The 26,519-nt window shown below is 52.8% G+C and carries 30 protein-coding genes and 1 pseudogene; 29 read left to right on the top strand and 2 right to left on the bottom strand.

Annotation, left to right across the window (positions count from 1 at the left end; all coding sequences use genetic code 11):
* Positions 1–6: 6 nt before the first annotated feature.
* The 24 genes from ABLU80_RS04370 (at position 7) to ABLU80_RS04255 (ending at position 20,973) form a co-directional block, all read left to right on the top strand.
* Positions 7–801, top strand: coding sequence for a type VI secretion system accessory protein TagJ (locus tag ABLU80_RS04370; RefSeq protein WP_049034137.1), 795 nt, complete (start codon positions 7–9; stop codon positions 799–801).
* The gene (gene tssE, locus ABLU80_RS04365) at positions 798–1,361 is read left to right on the top strand and encodes a type VI secretion system baseplate subunit TssE (protein ID WP_015366570.1); all 564 of its coding nucleotides are present in this window, start codon (positions 798–800) and stop codon (positions 1,359–1,361) included. The genes ABLU80_RS04370 and tssE overlap by 4 nt, the downstream gene beginning before the upstream one ends.
* Before the next feature lie 2 nt (positions 1,362–1,363).
* Positions 1,364–3,235 carry a type VI secretion system baseplate subunit TssF gene (gene tssF / locus ABLU80_RS04360; RefSeq protein ID WP_020078759.1) on the top strand — a complete coding sequence of 624 codons (1,872 nt, stop codon included), beginning with the start codon at positions 1,364–1,366 and terminating at the stop codon, positions 3,233–3,235.
* A complete protein-coding gene (gene tssG / locus ABLU80_RS04355) occupies positions 3,232–4,275 on the top strand; it encodes a type VI secretion system baseplate subunit TssG (RefSeq protein ID WP_015705450.1) in 1,044 nt (347 codons plus the stop codon). Before tssF ends, tssG begins: the two co-directional genes overlap by 4 nt.
* A 49-nt stretch (positions 4,276–4,324) precedes the next feature.
* Positions 4,325–6,937: a type VI secretion system ATPase TssH gene (gene tssH, locus ABLU80_RS04350; protein ID WP_348849756.1), complete on the top strand. Its 2,613-nt coding sequence runs from the start codon at positions 4,325–4,327 to the stop codon at positions 6,935–6,937.
* Positions 6,938–6,961: 24 nt separating this feature from the next.
* On the top strand, positions 6,962–8,386 hold the full coding sequence (locus ABLU80_RS04345) for a serine/threonine-protein kinase (RefSeq protein WP_348849755.1): 1,425 nt from the start codon (positions 6,962–6,964) through the stop codon (positions 8,384–8,386).
* A 78-nt stretch (positions 8,387–8,464) separates the two neighbouring features.
* On the top strand, positions 8,465–8,854 hold the full coding sequence (locus tag ABLU80_RS04340; RefSeq protein ID WP_049053501.1) for a hypothetical protein: 390 nt from the start codon (positions 8,465–8,467) through the stop codon (positions 8,852–8,854).
* Positions 8,851–9,225, top strand: coding sequence for a DUF3592 domain-containing protein (locus ABLU80_RS04335; protein WP_045387925.1), 375 nt, complete (start codon positions 8,851–8,853; stop codon positions 9,223–9,225). The genes ABLU80_RS04340 and ABLU80_RS04335 overlap by 4 nt, the downstream gene beginning before the upstream one ends.
* Positions 9,226–9,263: 38 nt before the next feature.
* Positions 9,264–11,525, top strand: coding sequence for a type VI secretion system tip protein TssI/VgrG (tssI, locus tag ABLU80_RS04330; protein ID WP_348849754.1), 2,262 nt, complete (start codon positions 9,264–9,266; stop codon positions 11,523–11,525).
* 13 nt (positions 11,526–11,538) lie between these two features.
* Positions 11,539–11,931, top strand: a complete 393-nt coding sequence (locus tag ABLU80_RS04325; protein ID WP_021469584.1) for a hypothetical protein — start codon at positions 11,539–11,541, stop codon at positions 11,929–11,931.
* A gap of 124 nt (positions 11,932–12,055) precedes the next feature.
* Entirely contained in the window at positions 12,056–12,430 is a 375-nt protein-coding gene (locus ABLU80_RS04320; RefSeq protein WP_021469585.1) for a hypothetical protein, read from the top strand.
* Positions 12,431–12,630: 200 nt separating this feature from the next.
* The gene (locus ABLU80_RS04315) at positions 12,631–12,978 is read left to right on the top strand and encodes a DUF3592 domain-containing protein (protein ID WP_223575853.1); all 348 of its coding nucleotides are present in this window, start codon (positions 12,631–12,633) and stop codon (positions 12,976–12,978) included.
* A gap of 42 nt (positions 12,979–13,020) precedes the next feature.
* Entirely contained in the window at positions 13,021–13,398 is a 378-nt protein-coding gene (locus ABLU80_RS04310) for a hypothetical protein (protein WP_348849753.1), read from the top strand.
* A gap of 68 nt (positions 13,399–13,466) precedes the next feature.
* Positions 13,467–13,853: a DUF3592 domain-containing protein gene (locus tag ABLU80_RS04305; RefSeq protein ID WP_015705441.1), complete on the top strand. Its 387-nt coding sequence runs from the start codon at positions 13,467–13,469 to the stop codon at positions 13,851–13,853.
* A gap of 40 nt (positions 13,854–13,893) precedes the next feature.
* The gene (locus tag ABLU80_RS04300) at positions 13,894–14,283 is read left to right on the top strand and encodes a hypothetical protein (protein ID WP_015705440.1); all 390 of its coding nucleotides are present in this window, start codon (positions 13,894–13,896) and stop codon (positions 14,281–14,283) included.
* 105 nt (positions 14,284–14,388) lie between these two features.
* Complete coding sequence (locus tag ABLU80_RS04295; protein ID WP_348849752.1) at positions 14,389–14,736, top strand: DUF3592 domain-containing protein; 348 nt, start codon at positions 14,389–14,391, stop codon at positions 14,734–14,736.
* Between the two features lies 1 nt (position 14,737).
* The gene (locus tag ABLU80_RS04290; RefSeq protein WP_348849751.1) at positions 14,738–14,920 is read left to right on the top strand and encodes a hypothetical protein; all 183 of its coding nucleotides are present in this window, start codon (positions 14,738–14,740) and stop codon (positions 14,918–14,920) included.
* Positions 14,921–14,926: 6 nt separating this feature from the next.
* Entirely contained in the window at positions 14,927–15,307 is a 381-nt protein-coding gene (locus tag ABLU80_RS04285) for a DUF3592 domain-containing protein (RefSeq protein WP_047038512.1), read from the top strand.
* Positions 15,308–15,326: 19 nt separating this feature from the next.
* Positions 15,327–15,698, top strand: a complete 372-nt coding sequence (locus tag ABLU80_RS04280) for a hypothetical protein (RefSeq protein ID WP_015705436.1) — start codon at positions 15,327–15,329, stop codon at positions 15,696–15,698.
* Between the two features lie 45 nt (positions 15,699–15,743).
* Complete coding sequence (locus ABLU80_RS04275) at positions 15,744–18,284, top strand: DUF2169 domain-containing protein (protein ID WP_348849750.1); 2,541 nt, start codon at positions 15,744–15,746, stop codon at positions 18,282–18,284.
* Positions 18,281–19,351: a pentapeptide repeat-containing protein gene (locus ABLU80_RS04270; protein ID WP_348849749.1), complete on the top strand. Its 1,071-nt coding sequence runs from the start codon at positions 18,281–18,283 to the stop codon at positions 19,349–19,351. Before ABLU80_RS04275 ends, ABLU80_RS04270 begins: the two co-directional genes overlap by 4 nt.
* Before the next feature lie 11 nt (positions 19,352–19,362).
* Positions 19,363–19,968: a DUF3540 domain-containing protein gene (locus ABLU80_RS04265; protein WP_015366583.1), complete on the top strand. Its 606-nt coding sequence runs from the start codon at positions 19,363–19,365 to the stop codon at positions 19,966–19,968.
* A gap of 10 nt (positions 19,969–19,978) precedes the next feature.
* Positions 19,979–20,371: a DUF4150 domain-containing protein gene (locus ABLU80_RS04260; protein ID WP_015366584.1), complete on the top strand. Its 393-nt coding sequence runs from the start codon at positions 19,979–19,981 to the stop codon at positions 20,369–20,371.
* Between the two features lie 14 nt (positions 20,372–20,385).
* A complete protein-coding gene (locus tag ABLU80_RS04255) occupies positions 20,386–20,973 on the top strand; it encodes a hypothetical protein (RefSeq protein ID WP_348849748.1) in 588 nt (195 codons plus the stop codon).
* A gap of 57 nt (positions 20,974–21,030) precedes the next feature.
* Here ABLU80_RS04255 and ivy read toward each other — a convergent pair whose 3' ends face one another.
* Positions 21,031–21,480 carry an Ivy family C-type lysozyme inhibitor gene (ivy, locus tag ABLU80_RS04250; protein ID WP_015705431.1) on the bottom strand — a complete coding sequence of 150 codons (450 nt, stop codon included), beginning with the start codon at positions 21,478–21,480 and terminating at the stop codon, positions 21,031–21,033.
* A 224-nt stretch (positions 21,481–21,704) separates the two neighbouring features.
* Between ivy and ABLU80_RS04245 the strand changes: the two are divergent.
* From ABLU80_RS04245 to ABLU80_RS04225, 5 genes and pseudogenes are all read left to right on the top strand, one after another.
* Positions 21,705–22,125, top strand: a pseudogene (locus tag ABLU80_RS04245) (hypothetical protein).
* Positions 22,047–22,961: a mechanosensitive ion channel domain-containing protein gene (locus ABLU80_RS04240; protein ID WP_223575718.1), complete on the top strand. Its 915-nt coding sequence runs from the start codon at positions 22,047–22,049 to the stop codon at positions 22,959–22,961. The pseudogene ABLU80_RS04245 and the gene ABLU80_RS04240 overlap by 79 nt, the downstream one beginning before the upstream one ends.
* Positions 22,962–22,968: 7 nt before the next feature.
* Positions 22,969–23,808 carry a GNAT family N-acetyltransferase gene (locus ABLU80_RS04235; protein ID WP_348849747.1) on the top strand — a complete coding sequence of 280 codons (840 nt, stop codon included), beginning with the start codon at positions 22,969–22,971 and terminating at the stop codon, positions 23,806–23,808.
* A gap of 103 nt (positions 23,809–23,911) precedes the next feature.
* A complete protein-coding gene (locus ABLU80_RS04230; protein WP_047080794.1) occupies positions 23,912–24,886 on the top strand; it encodes a hypothetical protein in 975 nt (324 codons plus the stop codon).
* Between the two features lie 8 nt (positions 24,887–24,894).
* Positions 24,895–25,497 carry a hypothetical protein gene (locus tag ABLU80_RS04225; protein ID WP_348849746.1) on the top strand — a complete coding sequence of 201 codons (603 nt, stop codon included), beginning with the start codon at positions 24,895–24,897 and terminating at the stop codon, positions 25,495–25,497.
* A 39-nt stretch (positions 25,498–25,536) separates the two neighbouring features.
* Here the strand turns inward: ABLU80_RS04225 and ABLU80_RS04220 are convergent, their stop codons facing one another.
* Positions 25,537–26,505, bottom strand: a complete 969-nt coding sequence (locus ABLU80_RS04220) for a PDR/VanB family oxidoreductase (protein ID WP_348849745.1) — start codon at positions 26,503–26,505, stop codon at positions 25,537–25,539.
* Positions 26,506–26,519 lie beyond the last annotated feature (14 nt).

Genomic DNA, 26,519 nt, shown 5'->3' with positions numbered 1-26,519 from the left:
GCGACGATGAACACGCTATATCAACAGCTGGCTGGCGAAAGCGTCGGCGCGGCGCTGCAGCGCCTGGAAAGCGAGATCAAAAGCCGTCCCGCCGATGCCGATTTACGTGCGGCGTTCGTCCAGTTTCTATGTCTGAGCGGTAACTGGACGCGCGCGTTGGCGCAGCTAAAAAGCTGGCTGGCGCTGAAGCCGCAGGCCCGGCCAACGGTCACCCTGCTGGAACAGAGCATTCAGGGCGAGCAGCAGCGCGATGCGGTATTTGCCGGCAGCGCCCGCCCGCAGATGCCGGACAGCCAGTGGCCGTGGCTGTCTGCGCTGGCCTCCGCGCTTTGTTCCGATTCAGAAACCGCCCAGCGACAGCGGCTGGCCGCCTTTGAACAGGCGCCCCTTAATCCTGGCAATCTCAATCAGGCGGATACCCCCGCGGTCGCTTTTCACTGGTTGATGGACGGCGACGCGCGTCTGGGCCCGGTTTGCGAACTTATCGTCAATGGCCGGTATTGCTGGCTGCCGTTCGCCGCTATCGCCGAAATTCGTTTTCAGGCCCCGGCGAGTGTCACCGATCTGGTGTGGCGCCATGCGCTGGTGCGCCTGACCGATGGAAGCGAGCAGGTGTGTCAGATCCCCGCGCGTTACCCTGTCACGCCGCAGGCGGAAGCACGCTTCCAGTTGGGCCGCGCCACCGAGTGGCAGCCGCTGGACGACGAAGGCGCGCTGTATCAGGGCCATGGGCAGAAAGTGTGGCTTAACGATAACGATGAATTCCCGATTCTCTCTCTCGACGTGGTGAGTTTTGCATGAACAAACCGGTACGCGACGGTGACGCGCTGCGCAGCGGCTGGCAGGCGCGTAGCAAACAAGAGACCATTGGCGCCCGCGATAAGATGCAGCCGTCGCTGCTCGACCGCCTGACCGATAATCAGCCGCAGAAAAAATCGGAGCCGCTTAACAGCAACCTGATCACCCACAGTACGCTGCGCCGTCACGTGCTGCGCGATCTGCAGTGGCTGTTTAATACCATCAATCATGACGATCCGCAGGCGTTGGACGCGCTGGCGCACGTGCGCCGTTCGGTGGTTAATTTCGGCGTCGCGCCGCTGGCCGGGAAACGGATGTCGGATATTGAATGGCAGGATATTCAGCGCAAACTTACCGAGGCGATTATCAGCTTCGAGCCGCGCATTCTACCGCAGGGGCTTCAGGTCCGCTGTATTTCTGATACCCAGTCACTGGATTTACATAACGTCCTGTCGATTGAAATTAAAGGGCGGCTGTGGTGCGTACCGTATCCATTAGAGTTTCTGTTCCGTACCGATGTGGATCTTGAAAATGGCCACTTTGAACTGAAAGACGCGGGGTAACGATGGAAGGCAAACTGCTTGAATATTACAACCGCGAGCTGGCCTATCTGCGTGAGATGGGCGCTGAATTCGCCGAACGCTATCCGAAGGTTGCCGGCAGGTTGGGCATGCGCGGTATTGAGGTCGCCGATCCTTACGTTGAGCGGATGATGGAGGGGTTTGCCTTTCTGACTTCCCGCGTGCAGCTAAAAATGGACGCCGAATTCCCGCGCTTTTCACAACGTCTGCTGGAGATGATCGCGCCCAATTATCTGGCGCCTACGCCGTCGATGGCGATAGCCGAACTGCAGCCGGACATCAATAAAGGCGATCTGAGTAAAGGTTTCGTGGTGCCGCGCGGTACGATGATGGACAGCCAGGTACTGAAGAAAAACGGCGTCACCTGTAGCTACACCACCGCGCACGATGTCACGCTGTTGCCGCTGCGTATTGAGAAAGCCGAACTTGGCGGGATCCCCGCCGATGTGCCGCTGGCCGCGCTTGGGCTCAGCCAGCGCGGCGCCGTCAGCGCTTTGCGCCTGCGTATAAGCTGTGAAGGGGCTCAACATCTTGGCCATCTGACCTTTGACCGGCTGGCGTTTTTCTTAAGCGGCCCGGATATTGAGGCGCTGCGCCTGCTGGAGCTGATTCTTGCCCACCAGGTCGGCGTGGTGTGCCAGACCACCGGGCGCGATCCGCTGCGTTTTTCGCTGAGCGAAGAGGCTATACAACAAGAGGGATTCGCCGCCAATCAGGCGCTGCTACCGGAAGATCTTCGCAATTTTGACGGCTACCGGTTGCTGCACGAATACTTTGCCTTCCCGGCGCGCTTCCGCTTTATCAGTATTAACGGCCTCAGCAAGTTAATCGGCCAGTGCAAGGAAGAAAAATCCTTCGATATTATTGTTCTGCTGGATAAAACCGACGACCGCCTGGAACAAGTGGTGGAAGCTAACCACTTCGCGTTGCACTGCACGCCGGTGATTAACCTGTTTCCGAAAATCGCCGCCCGCCAGTCGTTGAGCGACAGCCAACATGAATACCATCTGGTGGTCGATAACATCCGCCCGCTGGACTACGAAATCTATTCGGTGAGTAAAATTCACGGCAGCGCCGATGGCCACCGCGACGATCGCGAGTTCCGTCCATTCTGGAGTTCATGGAGCAAGGATGCCGGAGATTACGGCGCTTATTTTTCACTGCGCCGCGAACAGCGGGTGCTTTCCGAACACGCGCTGCGCTATGGCACGCGCACCGGCTATACCGGCTCTGAGACCTTTGTCTCACTGGTCGATGAGCAGCATGCGCCGTGGCAGGAAGATCTGCGTTACATCACCGCCGAGGTGCTGTGCACCAGCCGCGACCTGCCGTTGATGCTACAACAGGAGCTGGGGCAATTCGTGCTGGCGGATTCGCTACCGGTAAAAACATTGAAAATGCGTAGCGGCCCGACGCCGCCGCGACCGGCGCTGGCGGAAGGGCTCAGCACCTGGCGGCTGATAAGCCAGCTGCAGATGAACTATCTCAGTCTGATGGACGGTGAAAATGGCGAAGGCGCAGCAGCGCTGCGCCAGTTGCTTGGGCTGTATGCCGGGCTGGCGGAGACCGCCGTGGCCCGCCAAATCGAAGGGGTACGCCACTGCGTGCTGGAGCCGGTTCATCGCCGGGTGCCGGAGCCGGGGCCAATCGTCTTCGCCCGCGGTATTGGCATTACCTTAACCGTTGATGAACGCGCTTTTTCCGGCGCCAGCCCGTGGCTGTTTGGCAGCGTACTGGAACGGGTCTTTGCCCGGCTGGTGTCGCTCAACAGCTTTACCGAATTCACCTTATGTAGCCAGCAGCGCGGCGAAATCGGTTACTGGGCGCCGCGAATGGGGAAAAGGGCGCTGATATGAGTGACACGTTGGCTACCATTCATCGCCTGACGCCGCTGGCGGACGTTTTCTGGCGCGAGGTTACCGCCGCGCCCTGGCGCTACGATCTTTTTCATCTGCTGCGCCGCATTGACGCACAAGGGGGCGAACGTTATCCGCTTGGGCGCGCGCCGCTGCCGAAATTTGAATCGCTGCGCATCGGGCAAACGCCATCAATGGGGTTTGCCCCCGCGACGCTGGCCAGCGCGCAAAAACGGGCAAATAGCGCGGTGCATGAGATATCGATTCTCAGCTTCGGTCTGTTCGGCCCTAATGGCCCGCTGCCGGTTCATATGACCGAATACGCCCGCGAGCGTATTCATCATCATCAGGACGACAGCCTGAGCGCTTTTGCCGATCTCTTTCATCACCGCCTGACGCTACTGTTCTACCGCGCCTGGGCCGACGCGCAGCCAACGGTATCGTTAGACCGTGCGGACAACCGCCGCTTTGAGCGCTATCTCGCCTCACTCATCGGCATGGGCCAGCCGGGGCAACTGGAGAAGGGCGACCTGAGCCCGCATGCGCGTTTCACCCACGCAGGCCATCTCAGCCGCCATGGTCGGGATCCGGAAGGGCTGGAGAAGATCCTGCGAAATTACTTCAAAGTCCCGGTCAACATTATCAGCAACGTGCCGCAATGGATGCCGCTGACCTCGCGAGAACAAGCGCAACTGGGGGCGGGAAGGCGTTTACCTCGCCTGGGCGTCTCGGCGTTTCTCGGCGTCGCGGTACGCGATGTTCAGCATAAATTCCGCCTTGAAATCGGCCCGCTTAGCGCCGCCGAATACGCCCGTTTTCTGCCGGGCGAAAACGCGGTAAACGAATTACGCGACTGGATCCGCCAGTATCTTGGGATCGAATATGCATGGGATGTCAGGGTACTTATCCGCGGCGATGAAATACCCGGTACGGTCCTCAGCGGCGACGGCAAACTGGGTTACAGCACCTGGCTTGGCCACCAGCCAGCCCCCGCGCCGCGTGGCGATTTAGTGTTTAGCGTGGAGCAGAGCGACGCCTGATGTTGTCTGCTCTCTGACACCTTTATTAATGTTATCAATGGAACCGAACATGTCAGAAATCAGCCGTGCCGTACTCTTCGGCAAACTGGATACGCTGTTGTTTACCTCGCTGGAAAGCGCAGCCGCCTTTTGTAAACTGCGCGGCAACCCTTACGTTGAGCTGGTGCACTGGCTGCATCAGCTGATGCAACAGCAGGACGGCGATCTGCAACACATTATCCGCCATTTCGCCCTTGATGAGCAGGCGCTGACCCGCGATATCATCGCGGCCCTGGATGCGCTGCCGCGCGGCGCCAGCTCGGTCTCCGACCTTTCTGAGCATATCGATAGCGCCGTCGAACGCGCGTGGGTTTATGGCTCGCTGAAATATGGCGTCAACCGCATCCGCGGCGGCCATTTGTTAATAGGGCTGCTGAAAACCTGGAATCTGGCTAACGTTCTGAAAGGCATTTCGCCGCAGTTTAGCAAAATCAATGTCGATGCCTTGAGTGAGAGCTTTGAGACGTTGCTGGCCGCCAGTAAAGAGAGCCAGCAGGCGGCGGTGGAGGCGGCCAACACGGGCGCGACGCCGACGGCGCAGGGTACGTTGGCCCAGTACGGACAGAACCTGACCCTGCGGGCGCAGGAGGGCAAAATCGATCCGGTGGTTGGCCGCGATGAAGAGATCCGCCAGATGGTGGATATCCTGATGCGCCGCAGGCAGAACAACCCGCTGCTGACCGGGGAAGCCGGCGTCGGTAAAACCGCGGTGGTGGAAGGGCTGGCGCGGCGGATCGCCGCAGGCGATGTTCCGCAGCCGTTGCGTAATATTGAGCTGTGGCTGCTGGACATCGGTATGCTGCAGGCCGGTGCGGGCATGAAAGGCGAATTTGAAGCCCGTCTTCAGGCGTTAATTAACGAAGTGCAATCCAGCCCGACGCCGATCGTGCTGTTTATCGACGAGATCCACACCCTGATTGGCGCAGGCGGCCAGCAGGGCACCGGCGATGCGGCGAACCTGCTGAAACCGGCGCTGGCGCGCGGACAGTTACGCACCATCGGCGCGACCACCTGGGCGGAGTACAAAAAATATATTGAAAAAGATCCGGCGCTGACCCGCCGTTTCCAGACGGTGCAAATCCACGAGCCGGATGAAGAGAAAGCGTTGCTGATGCTGCGCAGTACTGTATCGCCGCTGGAGAAACACCATCGGGTGCTGCTGCTTGATGAAGCGGTTAACGCGGCGGTGAAGCTGTCGCATCGTTATATTCCCGCGCGGCAGTTGCCGGATAAAGCGGTCGCGTTGCTGGATACCGCCTGCGCCCGCGTCGCCGTCAGCCAAAGCGCGCCGCCGCCGCAGTTGGAAGATTGCCTGCAGCGCATTGCCGCCCTGGATGTGGAACTGGAGATTGCCCAACGCGAGAACCGGGTGGCGATTGGCGATGCTCAGCGCATTGAGCAACTCAAGCAGGCGCGTCAGCAGCAGGAAACCGAACGCGATACCTTGAGTCGTCGCTGGGAGCAGGAACGCGCGTTGGTTGATGAAGTCATCGCGTTGCGCGCGCAATTGCAGGAGGCTGATGACGACGCCGAGCCGGCGCTGCGCCAGACGCTTAATGAAAAACAGCTGGCGCTAAAAACCCTGCAGGGTGAGATGCCGCTGCTGTTCGCGGCGGTAGATGAGAACGTAGTGGCGGCGGTGGTCGCTGACTGGACCGGCATTCCGCTGGGGCGGATGGTCAAAAATGAAATTGACGCCGTACTGAGCCTGGCCGACACGCTCAACCAGCGAGTGATTGGCCAACGCCACGGGCTGGATCTGATCGCCAAACGTGTGCGCACTTCACGCGCGCGGCTCGACGATCCCAATAAGCCGGTCGGGGTCTTTATGCTTTGCGGGCCATCCGGCGTAGGTAAGACCGAAACCGCGCTGGCGCTGGCAGAAGCGCTGTACGGCGGCGAACAGAACGTTATCACCATCAACATGAGTGAGTTCCAGGAGGCGCATACCGTCTCGACCCTGAAGGGCGCGCCGCCGGGTTACGTGGGTTACGGAGAAGGCGGGGTGCTGACTGAAGCGGTACGCCGCCGCCCGTATAGCGTGGTGCTGCTGGATGAAATCGAGAAGGCGCATCCGGACGTGCACGAAATCTTCTTCCAGGTGTTTGATAAAGGATGGATGGAAGACGGTGAAGGCCGCCATATCGATTTCCGCAACACAATCATTATCTTAACGTCTAACGTCGGTACCGAGTTGATTAGCGCTATGTGCGCCGATCCGGATCTGATGCCCGAGCCGGAAGCGCTGAGCGGCGCGCTGCGTCAGCCGCTGTTACAGGTCTTCCCGCCAGCGCTGCTTGGTCGCCTGTTGGTGGTGCCGTACTACCCGCTGAGCGATGCGATGCTGGGGCAAATCGTGCGTCTGCAGCTGGCGCGTATTCAGCGCCGTCTGCAGGACAATCACAACATTGTCTGCGAGATTGACGACAGCGTCGTCGAGCAGGTGGTTCAGCGTTGTACCGAAGTGGAATCCGGCGGACGTATGGTCGATGCGATTCTGACCAACACGCTGCTGCCGCAGATGAGCCAAATTCTGTTAACCGCCAACCGTAACGATGAGCAGTTTACGCAACTGCGCATCAGCTATGCGCAAGGCGAGTTTCATTGTCAGTTTGCCGCGTAACACCATCAGAAAGTGAGTCTTAAGATGACGGATCACGAAAACAATCGGACTGTCCTGAACGCGCTGCCGGTCGGGTATCGTTTTAACGAATTTGAAATAAAGGAAGTGATTGGCGGCGGCGGTTTCGGCATTGTGTATCGCGCCTGGGACCATCAGCTGGAACGTACCATCGCGATAAAAGAGTTTATGCCTTCGTCGCTGGCGGTACGTAACGAAGATATGACCCTGATACTGCGTAGCGAGCGCTTCAGCAAAGCGTTCTCCGCCGGATTAAACAGCTTTATCCAGGAGGCGCGGCTGCTGGCGCGCTTTAATCATCCCAACTTGCTGCACGTGCTGCGCTTTTGGGTTCAGAACGACACCGCCTATATGGGCACGCTGTTTTATAGCGGCACCACCTTGAGCCGCCTGCGCGAGCAGCAGCCAAACCTCATCGATGAGGCATGGATCCGCCGGATGCTGCCGATGCTATTCGGCGCCATTAAAACCATTCACGACGCCGGCTATTTGCACCGTGATATCTCACCGGAAAATATCCAGATCCAGGATAACGGCCTGCCGGTGCTACTCGATTTCGGTTCGGCGCGCCGGACCATCGGTAATCTCTCCGACGAAACCGAAACTATGCTGCGCCCGGGTTATGCGCCTATCGAGCAGTATACCGACGATAATGACAGCGAACAGGGCGCCTGGACCGATATTTATGCCGTCGGCGCTGTGCTGCATACGCTGATCGTGGGTTCACCGCCGCCGGTGAGCGTGGTGCGGAGTATTCAGGACAACTATCAGCCGCTGGCGGAACTGAAGCCGGCGGGTTACTCGCTGCCGCTGCTACAGGCGGTGGATAAAGCTCTGGCGCTGCGGGTGGAAGATCGTCCCCAGTCAATCGACGCGTTCGCCGAGCTGATTGAAATGCCGGTGTCCAGTATCGATGACGTCTTGTCGGTCAAAAAAACCGGCACCATGCTGGCGCTGGTCGAAGAGGAAGAACAGGCGCCGGCCATGACAGACTGGCGGCGCTATAAGGTTCCGGGGATGGTCGCCGCAGGCGTACTGGTCGGCATTATTGCCGGCGGTATGCTGTTCAGCGGCGGCGGCAGCGAGACGCAACCAGCACAGAGCGCCAGCACCCAGCCGCCAGCGGCGGTTACGCCGCCGGTACCAACGCAGACCGCTAACGCGCAGCCCGCTCCGCCCGTTGCTGTTCAAGAGAGCAAACCTGCCGCCGCGGCGGCGCCTGTTGCTCAGGTTTACGTGCGCATGCGGGAAGGGGAAAAGCTTAAACTCAATGGTGAACCTCATAATACGCAACCGGCCACAAACGGCTTCGCCTCGCTGAAACTGGCGCCGGGACATTATGAAATTACCCTGCAGGGTAATGGACAAACCCGCGAGCAGACGCTGGAGATCGCCAAACCGGGAACCTGGCTTATTAATCCATCGAGCTAGATGGCGCAATAGAGCGCGAAATCCACCCGCCAAAAATGCACGGCGGGTGGCTAATCACTGGTCAACAAGGAGTGTTTAATGACGCCAGGCTGGATTATCAACGCAGTATTGACGCTGGTTATTATTTTCATTGGTTTTTACCTTGCCAACCGCATAGTAAAAAACTCGCAACGGCGGGAGCAGCGGATTATCGAAAACGGGAACGATATCCAGGTTACGATACTCGCAATGCGGCAAACCGGATTATTTATCAACAACAATCCTGTCATTGATATGGATCTGCGGGTACAGGATTTAAATAATGGAAAAACGTGGCTTGTGGAAAAGCACCAGGAAACGGTTTTGCTCATTACCCTCGATGCCTGGCAGGTCGGAGTGACTTATGAGGCAAAACTAGATCCAAAAGATAACGCCATTGTGTTTGTAAGAGATATTAACGATAAGCCAAAACTGACGAGTGGAAAATGAGTGTTTTTACTAACGTAATCGTTCTGGCCGTGGCCCTACTGTTTATTTATATTTTTGCGTCATTACTGATTCGCGATGCGAAAAATAAAAAACTCAAAGCGGCTATCCACAATGATGGCGTTGCGGTGTCTGGCACCATCACAAATGTGAGAAGCCGCTCGGGCGGTAATTCCGGGTTTATTAATATTAGCGTCGATTTTAATTACGTTAACGAAAAAGGTGAATTGCTGACCGGTCAGCGGGATATCGTTATTGATATTACGCGTATCCAAAACTTTCAACCGGGAAAGCCGATTCCGTTACGCTACTTGCGCCTTGACCCGCAACAGGTGCTGGTCGATCTGCCGAACCCACTGTTAACGCGCAGCTAGCGCTGCACAAACTGTATCCCCCTGAATGGAATAATATTATGTCTAACAGGATCACCGTTCAGCTCCCCGTTGAGGGGCTGCTTTTCTGGAAACTCAGCGGACATGAAGCCATGTCGGAAATGTTCGAGCTCAGCTTAACGCTGCTTGGCAGCGATGCGCGTCTGGATCGCAGCAAGCTGCTTGGCCAGCCGGTCACCGTGACCATTCCGACGCAAAACGCGCTGAGTTCGCGTTATTTCAACGGTAAAATTACCCGCGTGGCGGTGAGCGCCGTTGAACTGAGCGGTATCCGCTACGCCGCTTACCAACTGACCGTTGAACCCGACTTATGGCCGATGAAACGCGACCGCAACCTGCGTATATTCCAGGGGCAGACGGTACCGCAGATCATTAATACGTTGCTGAGTGAATATCAGGTCAACGTTGAGGATAAGCTGAACGGCAGTTACCGCGTCTGGGATTACTGCGTCCAGTATCAGGAAAGTAGTTTCGCCTTTATCAGCCGCCTGATGGAGCTGGAGGGGATTGCCTACCATTTCCGTCACGAGGCGGGTAAACATACGATGGTTCTGACCGATTCAGCCACCCAGCATCAACCGGTAAGCGGCTATGAAACCATTCCCTACCACCAGACGGCATCGGGCGGTATTACCACTGAAGAGGGGATCGGTCAGTGGGCGCTGGAAGATAGCGTGACGCCGGGGATTTACAGCCTCGATGACTATGATTTCCGTAAACCTAACGCCTGGCTGTTTCAGGCGCGGCAGAACCCGGCATCGCCCTCGCCGGGCAGTATCGACGTGTACGACTGGCCGGGGCGGTTTGTCGATCACGGACACGGTGAATTCTACGCGCGTATCCGCCAGGAGCGCTGGCAGGTTGAACATCAGCAGATCCAGGCGTCCGCCACCGCGGTAGGCATCGCTCCCGGCGCAACGTTTACCCTAACTAATGCGCCATTCTTTAGCGATAATGGCGAATATTTGACGACCGCCGCAGATTACTTGTTTGAAGAGAACAGCTACGCCAGCGGCGGCAATAGCGATATCTCGCACCAAATCCATTTTAGAGTGATCCCCTCTTCGGTAGTCTATCGCCCGGCGCAGGTAACCGACTGGCCGCGAACCTATGGCCCGCAGACGGCGAAAGTTGTTGGGCCTGAAGGGGAAAGCATCTGGACCGACAGGTATGGCCGCATCAAAGTGAAGTTTCACTGGGACCGCCACGCCAAAGGCGATGACACCAGCTCCTGCTGGGTTCGCGTGTCGAGCGCCTGGGCAGGCCAGGGCTTTGGCGGCGTGCAAATTCCCCGCGTCGGCGATGAAGTGGTCATTGATTTTATCAACGGCGATCCTGACCGCCCGATCGTCACCGGACGTGTGTATAATGAAGCCAGCATGCCGCCATGGGATCTCCCCGGCGACGCCACCCGGATGGGCTTTATGACGCGGAGTAAGGATGGGAATATTGATAACAGCAGTTTCTTGTTCTTCGAAGATAATCCGGGCAATGAATCCGTCGAGATGCATTCAGAGAAAGATATGAAGATCTCGGTAGAGAATGATAAACATGTCAATATTGATGGTTGCCGTAAAACGGTGATTAACAAAACTGAAGACCATAGTGTTGGACAGGATGCTACATTTAATTTCAATGCTAAGCGCACTGTTAATATTGTTGGCATGGTAACTAACAATTTTCACAAGGGGGAAAAAACAACTATATCTAAAGGTCGTAATTTTACCATTCTCGATGGTGGTGAAATTAACAACATTAACGACAATCGAGAAACTACAGTTAATGGTAATGAGAGGTATCATATTTCTGGGGGGTACGAGGAAACTATCGTTAAAGGGTTAAAAACAAAAATTAAAGGTTCAGGAAAAGATGAATCCATCGAAGGAGGTCTTCGCATCAATGTTAAAACTGGAGACTGGACGCAACATGTAGAAAGCGGCACGGTTACAATTTCCAGTCCAAACCTGATTACTATTAAAAGTGAAACTGGAATTGAAATGAATGCTCCCTCTGCATTATTTAAACCCAAATTCAACTCAACATCCGTGACTTTGTTTAATGAGAGTTTTACTGGTCATAACGTTGCAATATCTGGCATAGCAAACAGTGCTTCACTACTATCAAACTCAGTATCTTTAGCGACGAGTTCATTTAAACTGAAAGATTGGTCAAAAACGCTTTTTAAAACTGAAAACAATGCCACTACCGTTAATCTCACCCTGACTCAAATTAATAACACCATTACAACCATCAGTAACAATGCATTATTCATCATAACATAATGAGGGTTATTCAATGTCTTTCAAACATTGGCTTGAAAATATGTCCACATTCGAAATGATTTCTGTCTTAATTGGTCTTTCCCTAACTCTGGCATTCATCATTGCAATTTTTTTTTCTTTTAGAGGTGGTGCGTCACAATTTAAAGATGCAAGGGTTTTTTTAGAGCGTGAAAAGTGGGAAGGTGAGCTATACCAGTCTACAATAAACTCATGGCGCCAAACTAACATTCGTCATGGCATTGATTTTTTCTATGATATATTTTTTTATATCGATGGAGAGTCTAAATTACGATCAGCCAAAGCTTTAATTTCCCCAGGGCAAATGCATCTCTTGGTCAAAGGGCTTCCAATTGTTGTTAAGATAGGAAAAGGAAATAGGATGGCTGTTGTGCGAATTGGAAAATGAATTAAGTATTCAGACTAATAGCACTCGCTATGTATGATTACACTAATCACTTACTATAGAACATAAATAGTTTGATGGGAATCGCGTGAGCATAACAGATACATCTTGTTGATTAATGATGAATATGAATTTTCTTTCTGAACACTCAGGCCCTATTGCGTTAGGTGTAATGTTGATATTCATCTTCATCTGTCTCAGAGGATTAAAGGGACAGAAGGAAGATTTTAGTGAAATAAGAAATTGGGTTGCAAGAGACAACTGGAACGGCGAATTAGCAACAGGAAAATTAAAAGAATGGAAACAAACATCAACTACCAATAATTTTGACCATTTCTATATTTTTACTATCGAGTCTAATTTGAGTGGTGAAGCTCAAACATATAAAGCAGCAACTGTGTTAAAGACCTCTGAAGTCATTAAATTAAAAAAGGATATGCCTGTAATGTTCAAATACCAGGGAGTACCCCCAAAAAAAACAGCAGTCATGAGCGTAGGCTAGTACTAGTCGATGCACGACATATAATTGCTGCTTTACCCTTTGATAGGGAACATGGCATAGAAACGGCCTCCAAATGCTGCGTTTCCTTTCCATTGGTTTTAGCTGGTAATAAATAATCAATCCAGAACCTAACGATTTCTCAATTTTTTGCATTTAAAATAAGACAGCCATCAATGGTTCACTTAATGTAAGATTTTACGATGTCAAATTCAACAATGTGGTCTATCTTTATAACCATTTTAGTTTTGGGGTGGTTCTTATACAGTATAATGAAGTCAGGAAATAATGATGAGAAGTTTCGTAAGGAAGGCATTAAAGTTGAAGCTAAAATCATTAGTAAACAACATATAAGTACCTCTGGCACCGGAAATATGAAATTTAAGTTTGAATTGGAATTTATGACTCCCGATGGAATTGTCGTCACATATGCTCGTCGCTTTATAACTCCGGAAGAAATGGTTAAAATTGGTAGGAAAAATACAGTTTTTTTATATTACCTCCCAGGTGCCCCTGAAAAAGTCTACCTTGTTCCTGGAGATATGGAGTAAACTATTGATGATAGTTTTTGTTAACAGCACGGATGCAACCCTATGAATGTCATCACGGAACCATCTTTTATCTTTGGCATTGTGGTGACAATCATAGCATTAGGTATATCATTTGCTGCCTTCAAACCGAATAAAACTGAAGTTTCAGCAATTAAAAACTGGTTGTCGAGAGATAAGTGGTCCGGTCAAACAATCCAGGTTACGCTAGAATCATGGCGTCAGACAGAAACAAAGTACGGCAATGATTATATTTATGATTTCTATTTTAATGCAAATATAAACGGTTCTGTAAAAAAATACATTGCGAAAGGCATTGTAAGACCCGATGATATTCATAAATTAAAGAAAGGAATGTTATTATCAGTAAAGTACAGTAATAACACGCCTCTAAAGATAGCGGTTACTTCCGTTAATTATTAAATGTGTAATGGTGCAGTAATATTTGATATTTCATTCTACCTATAAAATCACGACCTGGAATTGATTAAATGGATTTTCTAAATACAAAATGGTTTTATATTCTGCTTGTGGCATGCCTTATAGCACTCTATATTATTGGGCGGAATTTTCGTAGTTCCGTTATCCCTATGATCAAGGCTGGGTTTATTGAAAGCGCTGTTCTTAAAACAGGAATCGCAGTAAATGCCGATATTATTGCATCTCATCAAACTAGTATGTGGGGTGGAAATAAGCCAATATACCATTTGACCTTAAAATTTAACACTCTTGAAGGTGTTGAAACCGAAGCGAGTGTTGATATGGGGCTAAGCTTTGAAGAAATTGAGAGATTTAAACCCGGCAATGGGACAACAATAAAATACGACGCTAAAAATCCTAAACGAATCGCAATTTATGACAGACCATTATTTTTATAATGTGACAATTATTTATATTTAAAACCTAAAAGAGCTAACAATGAACTTTATTTATCAACACTCTTTGTTAATTGTTATTGCATCGGTTGCATTTAGCTTTTTTCTATTGTTCGGTTCGCTGCGAAGTCTCAAAGGACAGGGCGGGGACCTTACTGAAATAAAAAACTGGCTAAGCCGTGAGCGCTGGCCCGGTGAGATAAAAAACGCATCTCTGGTAAGTTGGCGTCAAACTAACGCGACCAATAATTTCGATTATTATTTCGTATTTACCTTTGAGGCGAACATTGAGGGTACGACAAAACAGTATAATGCTGCTGCCGTGGTACGTGCTTCAGAAATCCCCAAATTAAAACCGGGGCTTCAATTAACTATAAAGCATGAGGGCGTTCCGCCCAAACGAATGGCTGTTATGGATGTGGATTATGAATAAACAGGGTATCCACTAGACTTCTATGCTCGTGGCCATTTAGGTGGCCACTTAAAAACACTCACAGAATTTCTAATATGTGGTGAACTTCATCATTAATGGATCATTATGTTTGACTCTATGTGGGGAACATTAATATTAGCCGTTTTAATTTTGTTTGGTTTGTTCTTATATTGTTATCGTTCAGGCTCCAATTATGATAAGTTTAAGGCAAATGGCATTCGTACCGAGGCTAAAATATTAAGCATGGAAAAAATTGGCGCGAGTGGCGGAGGGAGCACTAAACTTAAAATGGAATTGTCTTTCAATACTGACTCAGGGCCGGTCACGGCAACGGCTAAACAATATATTTCCCCGCAAAATATAGTAAAAATCATGAGAAACAATACTATTTACATCTACTACATGCCTGATAATCCCAAAGAGTTATTACCAACACCCTGGGAGATGGAGTGAAATGCTCGGTAATAATCTATTTTTCGATATATATTTTCGCATCGATGGCATCCCCCAACTGCTTTGCGCCAAGGCGCTAATATCACCATTACAAATACATTTATTACATGAAGGGTTACCTATTGTCGTTAAAAAAGGGCGTGGCAATAAAATTGCCGTAATGCAAATTGGGGAGTCTGGTTAATTCACTATGGATATACTCTTTTTTGTCGTCATGGGGCTGATTGTCCTGGTGTTTGGTATCTATCCCATGGCCCGTTTTCTTTATCAGGATGTTTACCCGTATTTAAAGGATAGTTTCACCCACAGTGAGGTCCTGCAATCAGGGATTGCGGTCAACGCGGATATCATTGCCGCACACCAGACCAGCGCCTGGAGCGGAAGTAAACCGATCTATCGTATCACCTTTAAATTTAAGACCCGCGAGCAGGTGGAAGTTCAAGCTAGCCTGAATCACACCCTGAATTTCAGCGACATTGAACGTTTTAAGCCGGGTAATGGCACAACGATTAAATACGATCCGGCGAACCCGCAGAGAATTGCGCTATACGACAGGCCGCTTTTTTTGTAAGAACTAATCAGGAGATAACATGGAAATCGTCTCTACCATAGTGCTAACCATGGCATGGGCCATTCCGCTGGTAGTATTGCTCTTTGTGGCCTGGGTTGCGATGCAGAATATACGTTCTGCGCGACAAGATAAAAAAACGAAAATGAATGGTGTCAATGTTAAGGCCACCATCCTGCAGATCAAATACGATCGCGACCAGCGAATTAATAATCACTACTCAGCCATTTTGACCCTTCGTTATCATTGGCATGAGCAAGAACTGCAGGGCATCCGCGGCGTTATATTCCCCGCGCAAGACCAATCTGAGGTTCAGGTGAATCAATTAATCAATATTCGCGTTCACCAGGACGACCCACAACATTTCTACTACCTCGATTATCGTAATGTCTGATGCTAAGCATCAATTCCCCTTAAGAACCTATCGCATTAGGGCTATATGAAAATCATTAAACCCTTACGCCTGAGCGTACTGAACCGGCCATTCCGCTGGCAGGGCAAAAATTATCTTGGCGTTTCGGTGCTGGCGTTGGCGGATATGGGGCCAAACCCGCAGCTGCGCCCCGAGATGGAACTGTGGCAGCTTGCCGCCGACGAACTGCAAACCAGCGGCGGCGTGGTGGATATGGCCATCCCTAAAGTCCGCGCCGAATTTCTTGCCACCGGTTTTGCCTATACCCATCATCAGCAGGAAAAAAGCGCCTGCGTGGCGCGCATCGATATCGATAAACTGAGTAAGTCGTTGGTGGTGTTCGGCGATCGCGAGTGGACGGGGCAACGTATGACCCGACCGCAGCCGTTTAGCGAAATGCGCCTCGACTGGAGCCGCGCCTTTGGCGGCGGTGATTATGCCGACAACCCGCACGGTCTTGGCGTCGCGCCGGTAAAACAGCAGGGGCATGAGCATCATCCTCTGCCGAATATTGAACCGCTGGAGGGAAGAGTAAGCTCGCCGCAGCAGAAACCGCAGCCGGCAAGTTTTGGCCCGTTGGATATCCAGTGGCCGCGGCGCTTTAGCCGAATGGGCAAAAAATATGATGCCAGTTGGCTACAACAGGAGTTTCCCGGGTTTGCCCGCGATATTGACTGGAAAGTCTTTAACGCCGCTAGCCCGGATCAATGGTGGGAGGATCGGGATACCTTGCCGCCAGGGGCGAAATGGCGGATCTGGAATATGCATCCTGAGAAACCAATGCAGGAGGGCCAGTTGCCGCCGTGGCAGGCTCGCTGTTTTATTCATCGCCAGCGCGAGGATGAAACGCTATTTGAAGAAGTTGCCTTACGCGCCACCACGGTATGGTTCTTTCCCCATCGGGAACAGATGATGCTTATCTGGCAGGGGCACATTCGTATCAATGAAGACGATGCCGCCGACGTCATGCAGCTGATCCCGGCGCTGGAAAAAGAGGGCGCCGCCCGTTCGCTTAATCACTATCGCAAGGTACTGGCCCAGCGAATGGATAAAGAGAAGGGCGCGCTCTTCTCCTTTCGCGAAAAGGATCTCATACCGGAAGAGACCATCGGCCCGTGGATCGACAATGAAATCGAACAGTCGCCGAGTCCGCAGCAGGAGAATATGAAAAACCGCGCTCGTCTGCTGCGTGAACAGCACCGCGCCGCCATTGAAGCCAGCGGCGGTGATATCGATAGCCTGTTGGCGGATATCGACGAACCCACGTTGCCTAAGCTTGAAGACCTGCCGGAGTTTATCGCCGACATGGAGCGTCAGGCGCAGGAAATGGAGAATGATGCACAACAGCGCAAGCGTGAGATGGAGGCGCACTATCCGCAGTTGAATAACGATGAAAACCAACCGCGCGGCCCCGAATCCATGCACCGGATGCAGGAGATGCTGCATCAGCACCAGCACGAACTGAGCGAGAAAAAGCGCGCGCAAACGCGCGAGGCGCTACATCAGATGTACCTGGCCGCGGTGCAGCATCAGCCGCCGGCGGTCCGGCTGAAGGGCGATCTGGCGATGATCCTGCGCCAACGCGCCGAGCGTACCATGGCGCAGGGCGGCAATTTTAGCGGGATGGATCTGACCGGCGTTGATTTTTCCGGCATGGATTTTCGCGGCGCCAATTTTGAAAAGGCGTTACTGGAATGCGCGGACCTCAGCCACTGTCAGCTGGATAACGCCTCTTTTCAGGGGGCCGTGCTGGCCAGAACGGAGCTACAGCATTCGTCGCTGCGTAACTGTGATTTTAGCGGCGCCAGCCTGGTACTGGCGGAGTGCCATCAAAGCGACTTCACCGGCGCTCGCTTTGAAGATAGTCAGCTACAGAACGCGCTGTTTGCACAATGCATTTTCGATAACGCGACGCTAAAAACGCTGATCCTTCGGGAAATCAGCCTGATTGACTGCCGTTTTCAGCGCGCCGAGCTGGATGGCTGCGTCTTTATGGAACTGACGCTGGCACAACCTGATTTCAGCCACGCACGGCTGCACAAATGCTCGTTTTTACAATCTGAACTGGAGCATGCCATTTTCCATCAGGCGACGCTGGAAAGCTGTTCTCTGGTGCAGACCATAGCGGAGCGCGCTGATTTTAGCGCTGCAACATGGCTAGCCAGCGCTGCGGTGTCGGAATGCTCACTTATCGGCGCCGACTTCAGCCACGCGACGCTGCAGCAGAGCAATTTGCGCCAGACGCCATTACAGGGCGCGCGCTTTGCGCTGGCAAAAATCGAAAACAGCGATCTGAGTGAGGCCGATTGCCGTGATGCCAGCTTTGTGCGCGCGAATCTGGTCGGCAGTCTGTTTGTTCGCACCGATTTTCGCGAGGCCGATTTTACCGACGCCAATCTGATGGGCGCGTTGCTGCAAAAAAGCCAGCTTGCCGGAGCCAATTTCGAAGGCGCCAATCTGTTCCGCGCCGATCTTTCACAATCCTTTACCAGTAAAACCACGCGGCTGGATGGCGCATGGACCAAACGCATTAAAACCCTGCCGAAGCGCGATGGAGAAGTGATATGACGATACTGAGCCCGGAGGAGATCGTTCAGCGCATCAAAAACGGCGAGCCACTCAATGAAATATCGCTGGATGGTATCAACCTGCAGGGCTGCGATCTCTCCGGCGGTCTGTTTCAGGAGGTGTCGCTACGCGGCGCTAATCTGCAAAACGCCAATTTGCATGAAACCCTGTTTACCGAGTGCCAGCTGCAGAACCTGCAGCTGCAAGGCGCCCAACTTAAGCAGACGACCTTCAATCAGTGTGAAATGGCCCATCTTCAGGCCGCCGAAACCACGCTTAATAGTTGCGTGTTTAATCAGTGCGACCTGCAAGAGAGCGATTTCTCGGCGACCACGCTGCAAAGCAGCCAGTTTATGCGTTGCCAGATGAGCAGGAGCCGTTTTCGCGGTTCAACGCTGGAACGCAGCGTGTTTTATGAGGCTGACCTGACTCACGCCAGCTTTACGCAAAGCCGCGGTCTGTTGACCACCTTTTACCATATCGATTTGCGGGATACCGCGCTGGACGAAATGCAGTGCGACCGGCTGGTGTTTTTCCAGTGCGATCAGCGCGGCAAAGACTATTCAAGGCAGGGTTTTACCGGCTGCCAGTTCACCGATTGTCCGCTGGACGGCGCGAAGTTTAACGGCGCCCAGCTAACCCAGTGCAATTTCAAAGGCGCGTCATTGCGTGAAGCAGAGCTCAATCAGGTGAACGCCAGCCAGGCGCTGTTTATGGAGGCCGATCTGCGCGGCGCCCAGTGTCGCGGCAGCCTGTTCGACCAGGCGATATTTGTCGGCGCGATCCTGGAGCAGGCCGACTTTAGCCAGAGCAGATTGTTCCAGAGCGTTTTACAGCGGGTTCAGGCCGCCGGAGCGCGATTCGCGCTCTGCGAGCTGACGTGGAGTGATTTTTCCGCCGCCGACCTGCGCCAGGCGGATCTGCGCGGCGCGACCTTTTCCCGCACCCGCCTGCATCGCGCCCGCCAGGACGAAGCGCTGTTTACCGGCCGCCAGGGGATCCTGGAATACGATGAAGAGTTATTAGCCGCTGAGGCGTGGAGCGCCCAGCGCCACAGCCGTTGTTAAGGAGACAACAGATGACAACAATTAATCACAAACTGGCCCAGGCGGTGATGCCGCCGGCGCAGGCTTCCGGCACGGTGACCCATTGCTTTGCCGACGGTAGCGTGACCGTCGAGAGCGAAGGGCGCGGCTGGCACTGTCGGCGAGCGGTCAGCTGTCTGATCGCGCCGCAGGCTGGCGATCGCGTACTTATCAGCAGCGTGGACAACCAGATCTGGCTGTTAGCGGTGCTGGAGCGTGATGAAAGCCGGCAGGCGGAGCTCAGCGTACCGGGTGACCTGCATATTCAAAGTCAGGGGGAACTCAGCCTCAGCGGTCAGCGGCTGTGCGTCAATGCTGCGCAGGGGGACTGCCATATCAGCGAGATGAACTACAGCGGCGATAAGCTCTCGGCATGGGTGACACTGTCACGTATTGTCGGCAAACGCGCCGAATCGGTCTGGCAAACGGTGACGCAAATTAGCCACAATCTGCTGCGCACCACCCGGCAGACCGAGCAGGTGCGCGCCGGGCAGCTGGATATGAAAGCGGAAGATTACGCCCGGCTGCATGCGCACAATACGGTCATCACCTCAAAAGCGATCACCAAAGTCGATTCAGAACAGATCCACATGGGCTAAGGAGCTAATCATGTTTGCCAACTGCCAGCTTTTTGGTGTCGATTTAGCCTTTCCCGACGTCTGTCTGACGCCGATGCCGGCGCCAACGCCGATTCCCTATCCGGATATCGCGCTGGGGCCGACGGCGATCCCTAACGCGCTCAATATTCTGTTTATGGGCATGCCCGCGCACAATATGGCGACGGTGACGCCGCTCACCAACGGCGATAACCCCGGCGTGGCGACCGGGGTAGCGTCAGGTACGGTGATGGGGCCATCGCGTCATCTGACCGGCGCATTTACCGTGCTGCTGAAAGGCACGCCGGCGACGCGTCTAACCAGCGTTAGCCTGCAAAATTCGACAAATGCGGTCGGTATGCGCATCGTCCCCAGCCAGTTCAAGGTATTGATGCTGGCGCCGTAGGAAACACGTTCCAGATGCCATACCTGAACATCATTCTCGGGAAGCCTTTTTACGATCTCCTGCAGCATGGTCGGGAGATAGACCGCACTATTGCGCGACAGGACGCCAGCCTGCTGACTCACTCCACGCCAGAACTTGAACGCTACTTTTCGCGTCCACCTGGCGAACGTCCCCGGCAAAACCCATTTCCGGTCGCCGCGCTATTCCCACTGTTCTTAGTGGCTTTTGCATTCAATCTGCTACCATTTTTGCAGACGCTCCCGCCATCCTCTGCGCCGATACGGGTAGCAAGTTTCTTTATACCAGCGCTAGTGGTGGTTATTTTTCTGTTGACCAGCGGCGTGTTGCTGGCTCGCGGTTATACCCTCGGGCTGAAGGGATTTCTGGCGCTATTTCTTCTCCTCTCAGCGTCAACGGCGGCGCAAGCGTTGAGAGCGATGGTCAGCGCAGGTGAAAGTCTCTGGCCGCTGGCGTTCGCCGCGCTGGCATTACTGTGTTGCCGGCTAATATTTAACCGCCAGGGATTCGTGCTGTTCACGATTTATTGTCGTAGCCAGCGGTTGGCTCTTCTCGCGGGCAAACTACGCCGGCAGCGCAAATAGGGAGTGGTAATGGCGGTGAGCAACCCCTGACTATCAACGGATAGCCAGGGATTTTGTTTATTGCGGGTAATTAAACGCGTCAGGATGGTTTTCAAGGCTGCCGCTCAGCGCGGCAAACAGCACGGTTTTACCATCAATCGACAGCGCATCGCTGACGTTAAGCCAGGTCAGTTTTTCCTGCGATGTTTTCTCATCAACCACTGAGAAGACGCCCGCCATCTGTTTGGATTTTTCAGACCAGATCACGGCGATACGTTCGCTTCCACAATCGTGTGGTTTACAGGCGCTTAATACCTGCCAGGATTCAGAACCCAGTTTCACGGTCTGTGCCGGGGATCCGGTACCACCGCTGTTAACCCAGGCCGGGAGCTTATGGCCTTTTACCATCTGGCTGAACGACGCTTTGGTCGCATTATCTTTGGCAAGTGAAGTCAGCGTAACATCGCTTTGCGCCATAACGCTGGCGGATGCGGTGAGTGCGACGATGGCGGCAAGTGCTTTGAACATGTTTCCTCCTGGAGTTGATATGTCCTCATTTCGGGCCCCTTAATAGTGGGCGCAGAGCATCATTAATGCAAATGAACATATTTATACAATGAATGTGATCACCCGCGCAAAGCGTGGACTTATCCGGCTTTGACATGTCATGATGCACATTGGTTAAATTTTTGTATTAATAGCCGAGAGTGAAGGGCTAATACAAAAGGGCATATTTATTCAGGCGATAACGCATGGCGTATTTGAATCATCTGTTGACGTTTATTGAAAGTAATCCGGCATTAGCGATCGGCTTTAACCTTATTCTGTTGGTCGTCTCCGGCATCTTTGCCCATCTTTTGTGCAAGTTTTTGCTGATTAAAGTGATACGCAAGGTGTTCTTCGCCAGCCATAAACAGGACGTACCGCTGGAAAAAGACCGCCGTATCGCCGAGAAACTGTCAAACTTCATTCCGGTTATTATCGTCTACTATGTTCTGCAGTTTATGCCCAATATGCCGGCATCGCTGGTAACGGCGATTAATACCATCTGCGGAATTTTGTTTTTTATTTTTCTGTCGATCTTCTTCAACGAAATGCTGGATATCGTCAATAGCTCTTATCTGCGTAAGACCAAGCGCAAAAACCACTCCATCAAAGGCTATATCCAGATAGGCAAAATCTTAGTTCACATTCTGGCCGCGATTATGATCCTCGCCGTGATGTCGAATAAATCACCGGTGATTATCATTTCCAGCCTCGGCGCCGTCGCGGCGGTGCTGATGTTAGTGTTTCAACATACCTTGCTGTCGCTGGTGGCCAACGTCCAGCTATCGTCCAACGATGTCCTGCAACTGGGCGACTGGATCGAAATGCCAGACAAGAACCTGAGCGGGGAAGTGACGGATATCGCGCTGCATACCATTACTATCCGTAACTGGGACAACACCATTTCGCGTATTCCGACCAAGAATTTCCTTACAGAAACGTATACCAACTGGCAGGCGATGTTCTCGTCCGGCGCACGGCGGATCATGCGCAGTATTAATATCGATCAGCACTCGGTAACCTTCCTGAATCAGGAGATGTTAACCCCGATGCTGGCAATCCGCGGGGTGAGTGAGCCGCTCAGTAAATTACTGGATGGCCGGGATCCGGGCGGCGTCGCGGATCGCTGGTTTATCGATAACGGGTTGACTAACCTGACGCTGTTTCGCCATTACCTGATGAGCTATCTCGCCGAACGGCCAGATATCATTAAAGATATGTACATCGTGGCGCGAACGTTAAAACCGTCGCCGTCCGGGCTGCCGCTGGAAATCTACTGCTTTACCTCCTCGACGCTGTGGATGGATTACGAGAACACCCAGTCTGCTATTTTTGAATACATTACCGCCGTGGCCGGGCAGTTTTCACTGCGTCTTTACCAGTATCCCGCCGGGCATGATTTCTGGCGCTTATCGCAGGAAAACGCCAGCCGCGCCAGTTCACCGCCGCCAACTGAGGGGTGACCGGGAGATGGCAATCGTGTTGAGAAAAATGCGGGCCTCCGATATTAGCGGTGGCCTGATGCTTAGCCAGCAGATGGGTTGGCCGCATCGTCGTGAAGACTGGCTGTGCGCCTTCAGGCTAGGTGAGGGTATTGTGGCAGAAGTAGAAGGCGAACTCTGTGGCACGACGCTATGCTGGCGCTGGGGTCAACATCACGCCACTATCGGCCTGGTGCTGGTGACTAAACAGCTGCAGGGTAAAGGGCTTGGCAAGAAGCTCTTTGCCGCTCAATTAGAGAGGCTGGGCAGCCGCACTATCCAACTGCACGCCACGCCTGCCGGAGAACCGTTATATCGTAAGTTTGGTTTCCGTCCGGCAGGATTTCTCCAGCAATGGCACGCCCACGCATTACCTGCCGTTGCTTCGTCGGGCATCGGCATCTCTGCCGCGACGGTCGACGATATATCACAGCTAGCTCTGTTGGATGGCAAGGCCTGGGGCGCCCAACGAGAGCGTCTTATCCGCTGGCTGCTGGCCAACGCGCACCTTGCCGTTATCCGCAATAGCCAGGAGCAGATTTGCGCCTGGGCCGCCTGTCGCCGCATGGGCCGAGGCTATGTAATCGGGCCGGTGGTGGCCAGCCGAAGCGATCATGCGCAGGCGTTATGCGCTAGTTTTCTGACGACGCTTGCCGGCGAGTTTGTGCGCCTCGATTGCCCGGAAGGCCAACATGAATCGTTTACCCACTGGCTTGGGCAAAACGGGTTCGCGCTGGCGGATCGGCCGTTGGCAATGGTGAAGGGGGATATTTGCCGCCACAGCTATGATGTACGTCTGTTTAGCCTGATGTCCCAGGCGATGGGGTAAGTGGAGTAACAACGGCCATTCGGAATAATCCTGAATTTTTATATTTCTATAGCAATTAACCTTTAGGGCATAAAATAGATGCCCATATGCATGGAGAGAATCAATGACAATGCCTGGAGAGTTTGCAAAAAACAATTTACCCGATTATGGATTTGCAAGGAGTCTGGGACTGACCTCAGGCAATGATTTTGATTTTAAGGCTCTGGCCAATCAATTGGATTGTTCCCGAGATTTTAACCATGCAGGTATTATTTATTCTGACGGTAGCCAGCAGTGGCTTGTTAGACCGTCCAGAAATATTGCTCAGGAAAATAAAAGCACCGTCACCCACGTTATCGTTACCCGAATAAATGCTCAACCTTCGGCATATAATGCCACCAAAGCACTAAATCATACGATTCAGACGCCATCCCTGGCAAACGAGATCACCTCAACGGCTATTTCATGCGGTGCGGCTGTCGTAACGGGAGTTTTGGCTGTCGGCGCAGGTGCCGCCGTTCCAATAACCGCAGGGGCATCCGGTGTTGTTGCTGCGATTATTACTGCGGGAACGGTAGCTACAGTCGCGCAATGTTTTATTGGTTTAGGTCGTATTACTCTGATTGCAACAGATCATGATGATGTAGTCACATGGCTCGACAGCGAATCATGGTATGTGGCAACAAGTACCGCATTAGATATTGTTTCGCTTGCGGGTGCCGGAGCTGGGCTGAGAAGCACGATAGAAACATATAAGATGATGAAAGCTAGCACTTCAACGAATGTGATAACCTGGCTTAAGGGGCTAAACCGTGCGGAACGTCGCCGAATTACGGAAGAAATTATTCGCGCGCAAAACCCTGGAATATCGAATACAGGAATGAAAGCCGCTATGCGTGCAGGGTTTTACCCCAAACGCTTTCCTTCTGATGCCCTACAGCGAAGCTTACAACGTGAATTAACCACGGCGGTAGTGAATACCTCCGCATTTGCGGGTAGCGCCATGACTGGAACAATCCGTAATCCGCAAAATATGAGGGCCTCAACACAATATGCCATTGGCCTTATTCAGTCATTCTCCTTGTTGGGAACTCAGTAATAATAATCATGAAATATATTACCAGAAACCTTATTTTAAGTGCCGTTGTTTCTCGAAAAATGGACACTAACGATCCGCATCAGCTTGAAAAGCTTAAAGACAGATTAAAAGACCGGATGGGTATTCCGGTCGGCTGGCATATGTCAGGAATACCGCTGGTAGGGGCTATGATTCTGAGCATGTTCGCTTTTGCCCTGGCTCAACCTTATCTCTGGTTGGCGGTGTTCGAGCTATTTGGGCTGCCGCAGTATGCCGTGATGGCGGCGATTGTGCCTGTATCGCTAATTTATAGTCTGATAATGGTACTGACGATGTACTTCGTTGCCAGAGGCAATTTTCTGGCGCTTAAATTATCACTGGCTTTGATGGCTTTTAGCGGTCTGGTTGCGATTGTTTATTTTCTTTCTGTTTGCCTGGGGGCATTATTCGGCGCCGGACTAAAACCAGGATTTCTCATTAGCGCCGTGCTGGGGCTAGTATTCATTTTAGGCGGTATCCGATGCATTAATAGCCAGACTTTTTACCGTGCAAACGCCCTTTATCTACATAACAGGGTCTGGCGAAAACAGCTTAATATTCAGCGCCAGACGCTGCGCCGCGCTTCACGTTAGAAAAGGGCGGCAACAGGCCAGTTTTAGCCTGGCCTTATTTTATAAATCAATGAGCAAATTCGTGCTGCGGCTGCGGGAGCAGCACAGCGCGACATGCTGCACGATGGCGCATTTTTCTGCTGCTGACTGCACCGTATCACGATGATCCACCTCTCCCTCAACCACCCTGGTCAGACAGGCGCCGCAAATCCCCATCTCACAGGAGAGCGGCACTGCCACACCATTTTCCTGCAATACCTGCGCGATGGTTTGATTGGCGGCGACAGGCCAGCACTGGCCAGAAGAGGCGAGCGTTACCGTAAACGTCTCTTCCTGCCGAACGTCGTTGGCGGGCATTGACGCCTGAAACGCCTCCTCATGGATCTGCTCAGCCTGCCAGCCTTGTATCGCCGCCGCCTGGCGCACGGCGGCCATAAATCCCGCCGGACCACACACGTAAATCCGCTCCTCACGGTGAGGAACGCGCAATCTGCCAGCCAGATTTTCTCGCGGGCTCTCGCCTTCAGCTGAGCTATAAATCCTCACGTTTTCAGGTGCCAGCTTGCGGGCAATCGCGGCTACCAGGGCGCCGTTTTCCCGTCGGTTGAGGTAATACTGTAAGGTAAATGGCTTTCCTTGCGCCGCTAACGCCCGGGCCATGCTATACAGCGGCGTAATGCCAATCCCGGCGGCCAGCAGGGTGACGTGTCGCGCCGTCTGCAGGGCAAACTGGTTTCGTGGTAGCGAAATCATCAGCCTCTGACCCGGTCGCAGCGTCTCATGGATGTAGCGCGAACCGCCGCGCGATTCTGCCGCTCTCGCCACGCAAATCAGATAACGTTCCAGCCTGCGATGGCTCCCGGTGAGTGAGTACTGACGGGTCACGCCGTTCGCCAGATGCAGATCGATATGGGCGCCGGGCTGCCATGCGGGTAATGGGTCGCCGTCAGGCGTCACCAGCCTGACCGCCAGATTATGTTCTCCTTCACGCCAGAGACCATCGACAACCACCTCAATTAGAGTACTCATCGTATAACTCCTTG

Origin of the sequence: Klebsiella sp. CN_Kp104, from assembly GCF_040064515.1 — a bacterium.
GTDB lineage: Bacteria > Pseudomonadota > Gammaproteobacteria > Enterobacterales > Enterobacteriaceae > Klebsiella > Klebsiella aerogenes.
The sequence above is the reverse complement of the archived record's forward strand: the minus strand, read 5'-3'. Positions and strand labels throughout refer to the sequence as shown.

Excerpts from the sequence above, each read along its gene's own strand:
- ABLU80_RS04240 (WP_223575718.1), top strand. The coding sequence starts at position 22,047 with ATGCTGGATATCGTCAATAGCTCTTATCTGCGTAAGACCAAGCGCAAA.
- ABLU80_RS04280 (WP_015705436.1), top strand. The coding sequence starts at position 15,327 with ATGGAAATCGTCTCTACCATAGTGCTAACCATGGCATGGGCCATTCCG.
- ABLU80_RS04255 (WP_348849748.1), top strand. The coding sequence starts at position 20,386 with ATGCCATACCTGAACATCATTCTCGGGAAGCCTTTTTACGATCTCCTG.
- ABLU80_RS04270 (WP_348849749.1), top strand. The coding sequence starts at position 18,281 with ATGACGATACTGAGCCCGGAGGAGATCGTTCAGCGCATCAAAAACGGC.
- tssE (WP_015366570.1), top strand. The coding sequence starts at position 798 with ATGAACAAACCGGTACGCGACGGTGACGCGCTGCGCAGCGGCTGGCAG.
- tssH (WP_348849756.1), top strand. The coding sequence starts at position 4,325 with ATGTCAGAAATCAGCCGTGCCGTACTCTTCGGCAAACTGGATACGCTG.
- ABLU80_RS04235 (WP_348849747.1), top strand. The coding sequence starts at position 22,969 with ATGGCAATCGTGTTGAGAAAAATGCGGGCCTCCGATATTAGCGGTGGC.
- ABLU80_RS04345 (WP_348849755.1), top strand. The coding sequence starts at position 6,962 with ATGACGGATCACGAAAACAATCGGACTGTCCTGAACGCGCTGCCGGTC.
- ABLU80_RS04225 (WP_348849746.1), top strand. The coding sequence starts at position 24,895 with ATGAAATATATTACCAGAAACCTTATTTTAAGTGCCGTTGTTTCTCGA.
- ABLU80_RS04300 (WP_015705440.1), top strand. The coding sequence starts at position 13,894 with ATGAACTTTATTTATCAACACTCTTTGTTAATTGTTATTGCATCGGTT.
- ABLU80_RS04265 (WP_015366583.1), top strand. The coding sequence starts at position 19,363 with ATGACAACAATTAATCACAAACTGGCCCAGGCGGTGATGCCGCCGGCG.
- ABLU80_RS04325 (WP_021469584.1), top strand. The coding sequence starts at position 11,539 with ATGTCTTTCAAACATTGGCTTGAAAATATGTCCACATTCGAAATGATT.
- ABLU80_RS04315 (WP_223575853.1), top strand. The coding sequence starts at position 12,631 with ATGTCAAATTCAACAATGTGGTCTATCTTTATAACCATTTTAGTTTTG.
- ABLU80_RS04290 (WP_348849751.1), top strand. The coding sequence starts at position 14,738 with ATGCTCGGTAATAATCTATTTTTCGATATATATTTTCGCATCGATGGC.
- ABLU80_RS04335 (WP_045387925.1), top strand. The coding sequence starts at position 8,851 with ATGAGTGTTTTTACTAACGTAATCGTTCTGGCCGTGGCCCTACTGTTT.
- ABLU80_RS04275 (WP_348849750.1), top strand. The coding sequence starts at position 15,744 with ATGAAAATCATTAAACCCTTACGCCTGAGCGTACTGAACCGGCCATTC.
- ivy (WP_015705431.1), bottom strand. The coding sequence starts at position 21,480 with ATGTTCAAAGCACTTGCCGCCATCGTCGCACTCACCGCATCCGCCAGC.
- ABLU80_RS04260 (WP_015366584.1), top strand. The coding sequence starts at position 19,979 with ATGTTTGCCAACTGCCAGCTTTTTGGTGTCGATTTAGCCTTTCCCGAC.
- ABLU80_RS04320 (WP_021469585.1), top strand. The coding sequence starts at position 12,056 with ATGAATTTTCTTTCTGAACACTCAGGCCCTATTGCGTTAGGTGTAATG.
- tssI (WP_348849754.1), top strand. The coding sequence starts at position 9,264 with ATGTCTAACAGGATCACCGTTCAGCTCCCCGTTGAGGGGCTGCTTTTC.
- tssF (WP_020078759.1), top strand. The coding sequence starts at position 1,364 with ATGGAAGGCAAACTGCTTGAATATTACAACCGCGAGCTGGCCTATCTG.
- ABLU80_RS04220 (WP_348849745.1), bottom strand. The coding sequence starts at position 26,505 with ATGAGTACTCTAATTGAGGTGGTTGTCGATGGTCTCTGGCGTGAAGGA.
- ABLU80_RS04230 (WP_047080794.1), top strand. The coding sequence starts at position 23,912 with ATGACAATGCCTGGAGAGTTTGCAAAAAACAATTTACCCGATTATGGA.
- ABLU80_RS04340 (WP_049053501.1), top strand. The coding sequence starts at position 8,465 with ATGACGCCAGGCTGGATTATCAACGCAGTATTGACGCTGGTTATTATT.
- ABLU80_RS04370 (WP_049034137.1), top strand. The coding sequence starts at position 7 with ATGAACACGCTATATCAACAGCTGGCTGGCGAAAGCGTCGGCGCGGCG.
- ABLU80_RS04285 (WP_047038512.1), top strand. The coding sequence starts at position 14,927 with ATGGATATACTCTTTTTTGTCGTCATGGGGCTGATTGTCCTGGTGTTT.
- ABLU80_RS04305 (WP_015705441.1), top strand. The coding sequence starts at position 13,467 with ATGGATTTTCTAAATACAAAATGGTTTTATATTCTGCTTGTGGCATGC.
- tssG (WP_015705450.1), top strand. The coding sequence starts at position 3,232 with ATGAGTGACACGTTGGCTACCATTCATCGCCTGACGCCGCTGGCGGAC.
- ABLU80_RS04310 (WP_348849753.1), top strand. The coding sequence starts at position 13,021 with ATGAATGTCATCACGGAACCATCTTTTATCTTTGGCATTGTGGTGACA.
- ABLU80_RS04295 (WP_348849752.1), top strand. The coding sequence starts at position 14,389 with ATGTTTGACTCTATGTGGGGAACATTAATATTAGCCGTTTTAATTTTG.